This window comes from Solirubrobacter phytolaccae, assembly GCF_027587195.1.
Lineage (GTDB): Bacteria > Actinomycetota > Thermoleophilia > Solirubrobacterales > Solirubrobacteraceae > Solirubrobacter > Solirubrobacter phytolaccae.
In genome coordinates, this window is sequence record NZ_JAPDDP010000050.1 from 39,966 (window position 1) to 52,934 (window position 12,969).

A 12,969-nucleotide genomic window follows, 5' to 3' on the forward strand; every position below is an offset into this window, starting at 1 on the left:
CGATGCAAGGACGCATCCTCCGCCGCCTCGTGGCGGCGACCGCGGCCATGCTCCTGGCGAGCGCGGCACCCGCGCTCGCCCAGGGCACGACCGTTGACGGCGGGCCGACCGGCACGACCACCGACGCCACGCCGACCTTCACCTTCACGGGTGAGGCGGGCGCTTCCTTCGACTGCCGGATCGACCCGCCCGGCGCGTGGAAGCCGTGCACGTCGCCCTACAGCGTCGCGCTGACCGACGGCTCCTACACGTTCTCCGTGCGGGCCACGGACGCGGCCGGCAACGTCGAGTCCAGCCCGCCGTCGCGCGCGTTCACCGTCGACACCGCGGCGATCGAGACCGTGCTCGAGGCCGGGCCCGAGGGCCTCTCCAACGACGCGACGCCGTCGTTCACGTTCAGCTCTCCGGCCACCGGCGCGATGTTCGAGTGCCTCATCGAAGGCGCCGGCAGCCCGCTGCCGGCGTGGGCCGACTGCTCGGCGCCGTTCAAGACGCCGAAGCTGCGCTCCGGTGCCTACACGTTCAAGGTGCGCGCGAAGAACACGAAGGGCGTCAAGGACGCGACGCCCGAGCAGCGCCAGTTCACGGTCGACGCCGACCCGCCGGAGACCACGATCGCCGACGGCCCGGCCGACGGCTCCAAGTCCGTCCTGCGCACGCCGACGTTCACGGCGACCGCGTCCGAGCCGGGCTCGACCTTCGAGTGCCGCCTCGACAACAAGGCCAAGGAGGGCGTCGACACCGTCGCCTGGCAGCCGTGCGCGGCGGCGTGGAAGCTCGCCGAGCTCGAGGGTGGCCAGCACACCGTCGAGATGCGCGCGATCGACGCGGCCGGCAACACGGACCCGTCACCCGCCAAGCGCACGTGGACCGTCCTGGTCTGCGACACCGAGGTGCGCTTCGGCCTGATCGAGGCGCTCGGCGACTGCCTGGCGAACGTCGGCACGAGCGACGCGCCGGTGTGGGAATCCACGCAGCCGGTCAAGGTCAACGGCCTGCGCCTGCCGGTCGTCGGCGGCTCGAAGATCGTCCTCACCGGCCCGACGCCCGAGCGCAAGGGCGGCGCGCTGGCGGTCGAGGACATCAAGATCGAGATCGCCGGCATCAAGCTCTACGAGGGCGGCTTCTCGTGGGACCTGCCCGAGGGCGGGGCCGGCGAGGAGAAGGAGTTCAAGAAGATCGACCTCTCCGGCATGGGGCAGAAGCTCTTCGGCATGAAGGTCGAGGGCTTCGCCGCCCTGCGCCTGCGCCGGCCGGCCAACGCCGGTGGCGCGTACAAGACGGTGTTCGCGCTGCACGTCGCGCTGCCCGAGGTCTTCAAGTCGGGCCCGGACGGCGGCGCCGGCGGCGTCACCGGTGACGTCTCGATCAACATCGACAACGAGGGCGTCCACCTCGACGGCCTCAAGATCCAGGTCACCAACGCCTACATCGGCAAGCTCGGCGTGAAGATGGTCTGCCTGAGCTTCGCCGCGGCTGGCTCCTCGGCCGTCGCGCCGTGCACCGCACCGTCGATCGGCCCGGGCAAGCCGCAGCCGTACATCGAGTGCCGCTCGGACAACACGGCCGACCGCTGGGACGGTGCGATCGCGATCGTCCTGCCGACCGCCTCCAAGACCGAGCTCGGCCTCTGGGGCGGCCTCCGCGGCGGCAAGCTCTCGCACGCGGGCGCCTACGTGGACCGGCTCGGCACGACCGTGCCGCTCGCGCCCGGCGTCTTCCTCGACAGCGTGCGCCTCGGCGTCTGCCTCGATCCGCCGCCGTTCCGCGTCAAGGGCGGCGCGGCCGTGGCCTTCGGCCCGTCCGTCGCCGGCAAGTCCGCCGTGCGCCTGGACGGTGACCTGTACTACTCCGACGCCTACGGCAACGAGCCGTGGGTGATCCGCGCCGACGGCCGCCTGTCGCTGTTCGACAAGCAGGTCGCGTCCGCGTTCTTCCAGTACCAGGGCACGGGCATGATCGACTTCGGCTTCGAGGCCGAGCTGCGCTTCGGCCCCGCCCACATCGGCGGCGGCGTGAGCGGCTGGATCGAGACCAAGAGCCCGTCGCGCTTCAACGTCCAGGGCCACGTCGAGGTGTGCGTGGACAACCTCGCGTGCGCCGAGGGCAAGGCCGTGTTCTCCACGATCGGCGCCGCGGGCTGCATCAGCGTCTCGATCGTGAAGATCCCGATGCTCGTCAAGAACGACAACTGGAAGTGGTACGCGCCCTGGCGCATGCACTGGGAGATGGTCCCGATCAAGGTCAACGGTGGCGCGGGCTACACGTGGCAGACCAAGAACCTGGACCTGATGATCGCCTCGTGCTCGATCGGCAAGTGGATCCTCGCGCGGCCGTCGCAGGTGGGCGGGGACATGCTGCTCGTCCGGGTGCCGGGCGACATGCCGGCCTTCACCGTGCGCCTGCACGGCAAGGATGCGCCGCCGAAGGTCGACCTCGTCGGCCCGGACGGCCGCCGGATCGCGATGACCGACGCCGAGAACGGCGCGCTCGTCGACGGCTCGCACATGATCGCCACCAACCCTGAGGACAACTCGACCTCGATCATGGTCGCGAACCCGGGCGCGGGTGAGTGGAAGATCGAGCCGCACGCGGACTCGAGCGCGATCACCGGCGTCGACCGCGCCTACGCCGAGCCGGAGCCGACCCTCGGCGGCGGCGTCGGCGGCAAGGGCTACAAGCGCACGCTCGGCTACGCCTACGCGCCGAACCCGGGCCAGACGATCACGTTCGTCGAGCGCGGCCCGCGCACCACCAAGGTGCTCGGCACCGCCAAGGCCGGTCGCTGCAAGGCGCAGCCGGGCGGCGTCGACAGCGACCGCACGGTCGCCTGCGGCCAGCTGAAGTTCACCCCGGGCCGCGGCCCGGCGGGCAAGCGCGAGATCGTCGCCGTGATCGAGCAGGACGGCCGCCCGCGCGATCAGAAGGTGATCGCCACCTACACGGCGCCCAAGGACCGTCTGCCCGGCCGTCCGCGGCTGCTGCGCGCGCGGCGCTCCGGCTCCAACGTGCTGGTGCGCTGGGCGGCCGTGCCCGGCGCCAACGGCTACACCGCGACGGTGACGACGAGCGACGGGCGCAAGCTCTCGTTCGCGCCCGCCAACGCCAAGGCGCCGATCCGCGTCAGCGGCGTCGGCCGGGACACGACGGTGCGCGTGCAGCTGCGCGCGACCCGCATGGACGGCGCGGTCGGCAAGGCGTCGAAGCTGCGCGTGAAGGCCACGCGCCGCGCCAACGTCGCGCCCGCCAAGGCCAAGCCGCTCAACTCCAAGCCCACGAAGAAGAACAAGAAGGGAGGCCGTCGATGAGGCGTCTCGTCACGCTGGTCGCCGCGGCGGCCGCCACGTTCGGCCTCGCCGCCCCGGCGGCGCAGGCCGGCCGCTCCGATGACGGCGCCAAGCCGGTCGTCCTGCTCAGCGGCGGGGAGAACGGCACCTCCGTCGACTGCAACGCGCTCTGGGGCAAGCTCGAGCAGCGCCTGAGCGCGATCGAGCTCGAGGCGAAGGACAAGAAGTTCCGCTTCACCGGCGCGCGGGTCTCCGTCACCGACTACGACGCCGACAAGGGCTGCGACAAGGTGCTCGTCGGCGGCGGCGCGAAGCCCCTCGAGGGCCAGGCCAAGGACTTCGCGACCTGGCTGAAGGCCACCTACTCGAGCAAGGCGCAGGCCGTCGACGTCGTCGCGCACGGCACGGGCGGCGTCGTCGTCCGCTACGCGCTGGCGATGTCGGCGCAGAAAGCCGCCGGCTGGCCGACGGACCTGATCGTCGAGGACGTTGTGACGCTCGGCGCGCCCCACAGCGGCGTCGCCGGGCTCAGCGCCTCGTGCTCGCGCCAGGCGTGCATCGACCTCGATCCCGGCACCGCCTCCGGCAAGCTCTTCGTCGAGAAGCTGGCCAAGCCCGAGTTCCAGAACCCGCAGGGCGCGGGCGGCACCGACTGGACCGCGATCGCCGCGCTCAAGGACGAGGTCGTCCCGGCGGCTTCCGCGCTGGGCATGGACGCCTCGCACGAGGCGACGTTCCTCGACGAGGCGCTCACGCACACGTCGATGGTCGCCGACGACAAGACCGAGTACGACGCGAAGGTCACCTACCAGCACCGCGGCACGGACATCATCGAGTGGCGCAAGGCGCCGCACCTGGTCGACCGCGTCGCGCTGAACCTCGTGTTCGGCTCCGACGGCCAGTACACGACGCCGACGACCAGCCCGATCGGCTGCTCCGGCTCCAACGACCAGACCGGCGGTGCGGTGATCGTCCGCAACCCGGGCCTCGTCGACTGGAACTCCAGCGGCGACATGTCCTACGTGCGCAGCGGCATCCTCGAGGCCTACTCGAACTGCTTCAAGAAGGGCAAGGGCGAGAAGGGCGCGGAGGTCTACGTCTCCGAGACGACCGTGCGACTGAACGGCCTGGACATCGTCCCGGCGCCGGCGACGAAGATCACGATCGACCCGGCCACCCGCCGCGTCACCGCGACCAAGATGACGATGCGGATCCCGTCGAAGTGGTTCGGCGGCATCCCGATCCCGCTCAAGAGCGACACGGCGCTGGATTGGATCCTGCCGAAGGAGGCGGGTGGCCTGAGCGGCTCCGACGCCGACGGCTTCCAGGTCGCCGGCGGCGCGAAGCTGTTCGGCCGCAAGCTCAAGGGCTCGCTGAAGCTCTCCGTCAGCCAGGGCGCGTTCAACTTCGACGGCTCGCTGGCCCTGCCCGGCATGTTCCAGGGCAAGGTCCCGGACGGTGGCGTGGCCGAGTGCGGCGACGGCAAGGACAACGACGACGACGGCAAGACGGACGGGCTCGACGACAACTGCGAGGACCGCGGCGACAACTACGAGGACGCGGCCGACAACCCGGGCGTCGCGATCGGCTTCAAGTCGGCCAACGTCGAAGGGCTGATCTTCGACAAGGTCCAGTTCAAGTCCGAGGGCAACCTCTCGGTGGGCGGGTTCACGCTCCCGAGCGCCTCCTTCTACATCGCGCCGAACGACAACGCGTGGGGCGCCTCGATCAGCGCGACGATCCCATGGTTCCAGCAGCCCAAGGTCACGATCGCGATCGCCATGAAGGACGGCGCGGTCACGAAGTTCGAGGCCGAGGGCGACGGGATCAACCAGCCGCTGTTCGCGGGGCTGATCCTGCAGAAGGTCAAGATCGGGTACGCGCAGGGTCCCCCGCGCGAGTACTCGCTTGGCGCGGCGGTCTCCGTCGGCCCGCGCATCCTCGGCGGCTTCGCCGGCAAGCGCCGGCACGCGGCGATCGAGGTCGACGGCGGCATCGCGTTCAGCTCCGACGGCGTCAAGCTCGACTCCAAGCTGTACCTGGGCGGCGACGAGTGGGGCAACGCGAACGTCGACGTCACCGGCGCCGGCGTGAAGATCCGGGCCGGCATCAACAAGGAGACGAACGTCCGGGCCGAGGTCAGCGTCGCCTCGCTGCGCCTGAAGACGTCGATCGCGGCGAACGTGACCGGCAGCGCCGACAGCAAGGGCGTGGACCTCAAGGGCGACGCGACCGCGTGCTTCGAGGGTGAGCTGCGGATCGGCTCCCACTACGAGCGCGAGCAGGAGAAGACCTGCCTCGGCCAGGGCGAGGTGCGGCTCTCGGTGAAGAAGGGCCTGCTGGCGCTGACGGCGTGCGGCCAGGTCGACATCGGCGTGCTCAACGGCGCGTTCGGCTGGGGCCTGCGGTCGGCGACGGCCGGCAAGGACCAGCCGGACGAGCTCAAGTCCGAGGCGATCACGGGCACGTGCGACGTGGACGCCTGGCACACCGCTCCCGCCAGTGCTTCACAGGCCGGCGGCACCCCGAACACGGTCGCTGTCGAGGGCGGGCTCCCGCACGCGGTGATCGGCGTCGAGGGCAACGGCGGCGTGCCGCGTGTGGCCTTCAAGGGGCCGGACGGCAAGACGATCCCGGCGCCCGCCGAGACGACCGGCATCACCCGCGGCGACGGCTACATGATCATCCAGTCGCCGGCGACCAACAGCAGCTACCTGATCGTCGGCAAGCCCGCGGCGGGCGACTGGACGGTCGAGCCGCAGCCCGGCTCGGCGGCGCTGTTGGCGGTTCGCGCGGCGAACGGCCTCGAGAAGCCGTCCGCGAGCGCGAAGGTGACCAAGGCCAAGAACGGCAAGCTGAAGGTCAGCTACACCGTCAAGTCGATCCCCGGCCAGGTCGTGCGCTTCCGTGAAGTCGGCGGCGACGTCGACAAGCCGCTCGCCGACGCGAAGGGCACCAAGGGCGCGTTCACGTTCACGCCGAGCTTCGGCAAGGGCGGCACGCGCCGGATCGTGGCCTTCGTCGAGCAGCGCGGCATGCCGCGGGCCGAGCTGAACGTCGCGCGCTTCGTGGCGCGCGCGCCGCGGAAGCTCGCAGCGCCGCGGAAGCTCAAGCTCGTGCGGCGCGGTGAGCGGCTGACGGCGACGTGGGCTTCCGTCCCCGGCGCCATCCGCTACACGGTCGACGTGGCCACGAGCGACGACCGCGCGATCCACTACGAGACCAAGGCCCGGCGGGTCGTCGTCAAGCGGATGTTTGACGACGGCGCCGCATCGGTTACTGTTCGCGCGGTCCGCGTGGACGGCAAGCTTGGCAAGGCGCGCATCGTGAAGGGCGGCAAGCCCGCGCGCCGCTAGGAGGAGAGCCCTTCGCGGCGGGTACCCACGCTCGGGTATCCGCCGCAGACGGGTCGCCTTGACGCCGGCGTGCCGGAGGGCGTAGCGTCGACCCGACCAAGGAGGTTGGGATGGACGACCGCAGCACCCGACCAGCAGCAGAGACCAGCCGGACCGAGCGCTTCCGCACACGGCTCCGCGATCGGCGCCAGCGTCGGGCCTGGCGTCGCGAGCGTCGTAAGGGCGTGGTGGACGCCTACGACGCCACGAACCGGGCGGAGAGCGAGAACCTGCGCGGCGGCTTCTTCAAGACGCGCTGAGGGCGCTAAGCGGGTGGTGGGAAGGCCCGCGCGAGCTCGGTGACCTCGCCGCGGATGCGGTCGAGCGTGTCCGGGGCCTCGACCGCCTGGACGGCGTCGTCGATCCAGCGGGCGAGGTCGGTCATGTGGTGCGGCTCCAGTCCGCGCGTGGTGATCGCCGGGGTGCCGATGCGGATGCCCGAGGGGTCGAGCGGCGGGCGCGGGTCGAACGGCACCGCGTTGTAGTTGCCGACCAGGCCGGCGCGCTCGAGCGCCTCGGCGGCGACGCGGCCGCCGACGTCCTTGGCCGTGAGGTCCACGAGCAGCAGGTGGTTGTCGGTGCCGCCGGAGACGAGGTCGAAGCCTCGCGCGAGCAGCGCTTCGCCGAGCGCGACCGCGTTGGCGACGATCGCGTGCGCGTAGGTGGAGAACGCCGGCTGCGCGGCCTCGTGCAGCGCGACGGCGATGGCCGCGGTCGTGTGGTCGTGCGGGCCGCCCTGCAGGCCGGGGAAGACGGCGCGGTCGATGGCGCGCGCGTGCTGCTCGCGCGTGAGCAGCATCGCGCCGCGCGGGCCGCGCAGCGTCTTGTGCGTCGTGGTGGCGATCACGTCCACGTGCGGGGTGGGGGAGGGATGGGCGCCGCCGGCGATCAGGCCCGCGATGTGCGCGACGTCGGCCGCCAGCACGGCGCCGACCTCCTCGGCGATGGTCGCGAAGCCGGCGAAGTCGATCGTGCGCGGGATCGCGGTGCCGCCGCACCAGATCAGCTTGGGGCGTTCCTTCAGCGCGATCTCCCGCACCTCGTCGAGGTCGATCCGGCCGGTGTCGCGGCGCACGCCGTAGCGCGCGGCTCGGAACCACTTGCCGGTGACCGACACGCCCCAGCCGTGGGTGAGGTGCCCGCCGGCGTCCAGCGCCATGCCGAGCACGGTGTCGCCGGGGTCGAGGAAGGCGGCGTAGACCGCCAGGTTGGCGGGCGCGCCGGAGAGCGGCTGGACGTTCGCGTGCTCGACCCCGAACAGCGCACGGGCACGGTCGACCGCGAGCGTCTCGACGCGGTCGATGACCGCGTTCCCCTGGTAGTACCGACGGGCCGCGTAACCCTCGGAGTACTTGTTCGTCAGCACGGACCCGGTCGCCGCGAGCACGGCGGGGGAGACGTGGTTCTCCGACGGGATCAGGCAGAGCGTGTCGTGCTGGCGCACGATCTCCGCGTCGATCAGCTCGGCGACCTGCGGGTCGGCGACGGCGATCGGGCTGGGCATGAGCACCTCCGTGGAGCGGATTGGTGCCCAGGCGCGCGGCAATCAGGATGCGCGCCGCTTCCCGGTGGTCACTTCCACCCGAGCGCCAGTCACAGCGCGCGAGCGGAGCGTACCTGAAGGGCGAGGCGCCCGGAAGGGGCGCCTCGCGGAATGCTGCTTAAGCGGCCTGGTACTCGATGAACTCGCCGGCGTCGGTGACCGAGCCGGGTGTGACGGAGCCGTCGCCGTTGACGCGCGAGACGCCGGCGGACTCCTCCAGGCTCGTGGCCAGGCGGACGGCCTCGGCCAGGACGACGCCCTTGCCGCCGTAGACGCGGAAGCCGTCGCGGATCACAACGTACTTGTCGCCGTCATCCTTGATGACCTCGACGCCGACGTTGCGGTTCGCCATCTTGGCGTTCTTCTTCTTCTCAGCCATGGTGCGTCCTCGTGAGGGTCGAAATCGACCGTAGATGGTAGACGCTCAGCACAGCCGTGGCGGGAGCTTGGCCCAGTCGGTACCGGCGAGCGCGGCCTTGACCGCGTCGGCGCGGCCGGGCTCGCCGTCGTCGGCGGCGACCGCGTGGGTCTCGCCGTCAGCGAACTCGATCCGGACGAGCGGGGTCCCCGACGGCGGATCGGGGAAGCGGGACGCCGTCGCGCTGGGGGAGGGCATGAAGAGCGCGTCGCGCAGGTCGGCGAGCACGGCGACGTCGCCCATGTCGCACGGCACCTGGAGCTTGACGGTCTCCGAGCCGGTCCACACCTCCCACGTGCTCGCCACCGGCGGCTTCTTGCGCAGCCGCGCGATCAGCTCGAGGATCGCCTCCAGCTCGGGCGGCGAGGCCTGCGGGTACTCGTCGACGACGACTTCGCGGCCGCGCAGCGTGAAGGTCGCGCGGGCGGTGTCCGGCGGGATCGGGTCGCTCCCGCCCTTGATCTCGCCCGGGAGGGACTCGGCCTTGTCCACCGCGGCGGCGATCTGCTCGACCTGGTCGGGCGTGAACGGCTCGAACGTCTCCCAGTCGGGCTCGCCGGAAAAGAGCTCGTAGCGCCCGTCCTCGAACACGCGCCCGCCGTAGCGGTGCAGGTGGTTGCCGACCTCGTAGGCGAACAGCACCCCGGCCTCGCGCGCGGGCTCAGCCACGGGGGTCTCCGAGGCCGAGCCACAGCCGGCGAGCAGGATCAACGCGCACGCCAGCCATCTCACACGGGAACGGCGTCGGGCTCGGGGGCCGGGGCCGTCGTCGCGCCGGTGCCCGCGGAGCCGGGCAGCGCCTCGTTCTTGGCGGTGGGCGAGCCGAGCGCCCAGGGGCCGTGCGGTTCCGTGATCTTGGTCAGCGAGGCGTGGAACGTCGCGTAGTGTTGCGGGCGCACGACGTCGCCGACCGACATGATCGAGTCCGTCGGCTCGCACACGGCGCCCTTGAGCGGCGTGCCGCCCGCGTCGACCATGTTCTTGACGAGGTTGTCGTGGGTCGCGGTGTCGCCCATCGCCGGCGTGCCCTGGGCGGGCGTCTGGCCGGGGCTGACGAGCGGCGTGGACGCGTACTCGTCGCCGAGCCCGAACGCGTGCCCGAACTCGTGCCGGAGCGTGTTCTGGCTGTTGCCGGAGCCGATCTGGATGTCCACCCGGCGGTCGTTCTCGACCTCGCCGCCGGTCGCCTCGGTGTCGCCGACGCCCATCTCGGCCGTGCGCACCTCGGTGTTGACGAAGCCGTGCTCCTTCATGAACTTCTCGACGGAGCGGGCGCGGTCCTCGGACAGCTTCTGGTTGAAGGCGGCGTTGCCGGTCTTGCTCGCGTGGCCGGTGAGGAAGACGGGCGTCTGGATCGAGCGCGCGTCCGCGACGCCGCTGCCGGCGCTCGTCTCCGCCCCCTTGAAGGTGTCGATCACGTTCTGGAGCTTGGTGTCCTGGCCGGGCTTGACGTCCGACTTGCCGACGTCGAACGTGACGAAGTGGTTCAGGAACGAGCCGGACGCGTGCACGTTGCTCGTGACGTTCATGACCTGGTCACGCGCGTTGGTGGCGCCGCCGGGCTCGACGTTCGCGCCGAGGCTGACGGTGTCCGGCACCTTGACCGGCTTCATGGTCAGATGCGCGTCGGGCACGCGCGACTTGTTGTCGACCTTCAGGTCCACCTTGACCGTCGCGCCGAGCCAGCTCCAGCCCTTCTTGCGCATGAAGAACTGGTGCTTGCCGCTCCAGAACGGTTCGACCTCCTTCTCCACGTCGGTGCGGAAGGTGGTCTTGTCGACCGCGTCCTCGCCGTCGCCCCAGCGGAACAGCGCGAGCCGCTGCTGGCGCTCGATCTCGGTCGGCAGCGCGTTGGCCTTCTCGAGCTCCTTCTCCAGGCCCTTGCGCGCGACGCCGGCCTTGGAGATGCCGTCCACGAACTCGACGCCGCAGCGCATGATGATCGTGAGCTCGCCGAGCTTGGGGTCGTACTCGGCGTCGAAGCCACCCGGCGCGTTGTTGAGCCCGGCGCCGCCGGCGCCCGGCGTGAGGTCCTTCGAGCTCTTCTTGCCTTCGGCGGCCCACGCCTCGGCTTCCGCGATCTCGGCCTCGGTCGGGATGTCCTCGCGCGCGAGGATCGCCTTGCCCGCCTTCCAGCGGCTCACCATGCGGCCGAAGGCGGCGTTGCCGACCTGCTGCTGGAGGCCGAGCAGGCGGTCGTGGGTGGACTGCGGGACGTCGGGCGCGACGTCCGGGACGCGAGCCGCGGTCTGCTCTTCGCGCTGCTCGCCGGGGTTGTGCTCCGGTGTCACCGCCCGACACTAGCCGGGCTCAGGGGAGCCCGGCAAGCCCCTTCGGGCAACGATTAGTGCGGGTGGTCCCCGCTGGTCGCTGCGGGCGGGCGTGACTCCTCGGCGAGGCTCGTGATCGCGAGCTGGCCGCGTGCGGCGTCCTCCAGGACACCCGTGGCCTCGTCGTTGTTGCGCGCGTACAGCTCCACGAGCAGATGCACCACGATCTGGTCCTCCTCGTGCTTGTGGAAGCGCACGTGGGTGAAGAACTCGCGCGTGCCGTGGTCGCCGAACGCGGCGTAGGCGAGCGCGTCCGCGGCCTCAGGGCCGCTGCACGTCTCCACGGACTCCGCGTCCACGGTGACCGTGCACGACGCCACCCACGGCGTGCCCACGACCATCCGCTCCCAGCGGTCCTCGACCGGCTCGATGCGATCGTTGTGGAAGATGAGGTGGGGCTGGTCGTGCATGCAGTCGAGGCATTGGACGACGGCTTCCTGGAGCTCGTCGACCACCTCGGCGCGGCGACCCGTGTCCGGGTCGATCCGGTGGATGCCCTCGTAATGGACCTGGACCTCGAGGTCCTGTGACCAGCAGCGGTAGCACCGCAGCCACGATCCGATCGGTCCCGCAGTCGACATGCGCAGCCATTCTATGCTCCGCCTCGTGCGCGGCCCGCTCATTGCTCTGATCCTGGGCGCGGTGGGCGTTTGCGGCTGTGGCGGCGGGCCGTCGGACAGCGAGCAGGTGCACACCGTCGTCGACGCGTTCGGCAAGGCCACGGCGGCCAAGGACTACCAGCGGCTGTGCGACGAGCTGCTCGCGCCCAAGCTCGTCGAGGACGTCGAGTCGACCGGGCTGCCGTGCGAGGCGGCGCTGCGCCAGGGCCTCGGGGACGTGCAGGCGCCGACGCTCACGATCGGCGCGATCAAGGTCGACGGCGACAAGGCGACGGCCGAGGTCAACAGCGCCGCGCAGGGCCAGCCGCCGTCGCGGGACACGCTCCAGCTGGCGCGCGTCGACGGCACTTGGCGCATCGCCTCCCTTACTTAAAGGCCCTGGGCCTTTAAGTTCGCCGCGGGACCTGAAAGAGTTGGAGGTCTCATGAGTGTTGACGTGGTCGTCGCCGTGCCTGCGTTCCTGGACATCACCTTCGTCGGGCTCGAAGGGCTGCCCGCGTTGGGGGAGGAGCGGTTCGCCGGAGATCTCGTCCGCACGCCGGGCGGCGGCGCGATCACGGCGATCGGCGCGGCGCGGCTCGGGCTGTCGACGGCGCTGGTGGCGCCGCTCGGCCAGGACGAGGCCGGCGACCTGATCGGGCCGATGATCGAGCGCGAGGGCGTCCGGCTCGCCGGGCCGCGCTGCCCGCGCACGCCCGTGACGGCCGTGATGCCGATCGGCTCCGAGCGCGCGATGGTCACCTACGACCCCGGCGTGCGGGCCCGCGCGTCGGATGTCGCCGCGCTGGAGCCGCGGGCCGTGATTGTCGGCCTCAGCCAGCTGGACGTCGTTCCCGTGGGCTCGCGCGCGTACGTGAGCGTCGGGGACGACGACGCCCGCGCCTTCGCCGGTCGCCTGCCGGGCACCGCGGGCCGCGTGCGCGGCCTGTTCATCGAGCAGCGCGAGGCGCTCGTCCTCACCGGCGCGGGCACGCCCGAGGAGGCCGCCGCGATGATCGGCGCGCGCGTCCCGATCGTCGTCGTGTCCCTGGGCGCGGACGGCGCCGCCGCCTCGATCGACGGCCGCGTCGTGTCCGTGGACGGCTTCGACGTCGGCCACTCGATCGACACCACCGGCGCCGGCGACCTGTTCGTCGCCGCCTGGGCCTGGGGCGAGTCCGTCGGGATGGACGTGGAGGACACGCTCCGCTGGGCCGCGCTGTACGCGGCGCTGTCCACGCGCGTGCCGACCGGCGCGGGCGGCGCGACGAAGCTCGACGAGTTCGTGGGCGAAGGCACGCAGCGCGGCCTCCCGGCGCCGCCGCAGGGCGTCACGAAGTAGGCGCGCGGCCGGCGAGCGCGGCGGCAAGCGCGGCGGCGGGCGGCAAGCGCGGCGG

At 71.6% G+C, this 12,969-nt stretch carries 10 protein-coding genes and 1 riboswitch; of the genes, 5 read left to right on the forward strand and 5 right to left on the reverse strand.

The window, feature by feature from the left end:
* Positions 1-2: 2 nt before the first annotated feature.
* From OJ997_RS23440 to OJ997_RS23450, 3 genes are all read left to right on the forward strand, one after another.
* On the forward strand, positions 3-3,308 hold the full coding sequence (locus OJ997_RS23440) for an Ig-like domain-containing protein (RefSeq protein WP_270027684.1): 3,306 nt from the start codon (positions 3-5) through the stop codon (positions 3,306-3,308).
* Positions 3,305-6,643 carry an esterase/lipase family protein gene (locus tag OJ997_RS23445; protein ID WP_270027685.1) on the forward strand — a complete coding sequence of 1,113 codons (3,339 nt, stop codon included), beginning with the start codon at positions 3,305-3,307 and terminating at the stop codon, positions 6,641-6,643. The genes OJ997_RS23440 and OJ997_RS23445 overlap by 4 nt, the downstream gene beginning before the upstream one ends.
* A 110-nt stretch (positions 6,644-6,753) precedes the next feature.
* Positions 6,754-6,942, forward strand: coding sequence for a hypothetical protein (locus tag OJ997_RS23450; RefSeq protein ID WP_270027686.1), 189 nt, complete (start codon positions 6,754-6,756; stop codon positions 6,940-6,942).
* A 5-nt stretch (positions 6,943-6,947) separates the two neighbouring features.
* On the opposite strand, the gene glyA is transcribed toward OJ997_RS23450, so the two are convergent.
* From glyA to OJ997_RS23475, 5 genes are all read right to left on the reverse strand, one after another.
* Entirely contained in the window at positions 6,948-8,186 is a 1,239-nt protein-coding gene (gene glyA / locus OJ997_RS23455; protein WP_270027687.1) for a serine hydroxymethyltransferase, read from the reverse strand.
* Positions 8,187-8,204: 18 nt separating this feature from the next.
* Positions 8,205-8,289, reverse strand: a riboswitch (ZMP/ZTP riboswitch).
* A 54-nt stretch (positions 8,290-8,343) separates the two neighbouring features.
* Positions 8,344-8,604, reverse strand: coding sequence for a hypothetical protein (locus OJ997_RS23460; protein WP_270027688.1), 261 nt, complete (start codon positions 8,602-8,604; stop codon positions 8,344-8,346).
* Between the two features lie 45 nt (positions 8,605-8,649).
* Positions 8,650-9,375 (reverse strand): hypothetical protein, encoded by a 726-nt coding sequence (locus tag OJ997_RS23465; protein ID WP_270027689.1) that lies wholly within the window; start codon positions 9,373-9,375, stop codon positions 8,650-8,652.
* On the reverse strand, positions 9,372-10,934 hold the full coding sequence (locus tag OJ997_RS37795; RefSeq protein WP_270027690.1) for an OmpA family protein: 1,563 nt from the start codon (positions 10,932-10,934) through the stop codon (positions 9,372-9,374). The genes OJ997_RS23465 and OJ997_RS37795 overlap by 4 nt, the downstream gene beginning before the upstream one ends.
* A 53-nt stretch (positions 10,935-10,987) precedes the next feature.
* Positions 10,988-11,554: a hypothetical protein gene (locus tag OJ997_RS23475; protein WP_121247535.1), complete on the reverse strand. Its 567-nt coding sequence runs from the start codon at positions 11,552-11,554 to the stop codon at positions 10,988-10,990.
* 25 nt (positions 11,555-11,579) lie between these two features.
* On the opposite strand from OJ997_RS23475, the gene OJ997_RS23480 reads away from it, so the two are divergent.
* Positions 11,580-11,966 (forward strand): nuclear transport factor 2 family protein, encoded by a 387-nt coding sequence (locus OJ997_RS23480; RefSeq protein ID WP_270027691.1) that lies wholly within the window; start codon positions 11,580-11,582, stop codon positions 11,964-11,966.
* Between the two features lie 51 nt (positions 11,967-12,017).
* Positions 12,018-12,914, forward strand: a complete 897-nt coding sequence (locus OJ997_RS23485; RefSeq protein WP_270027692.1) for a carbohydrate kinase family protein — start codon at positions 12,018-12,020, stop codon at positions 12,912-12,914.
* Positions 12,915-12,969 lie beyond the last annotated feature (55 nt).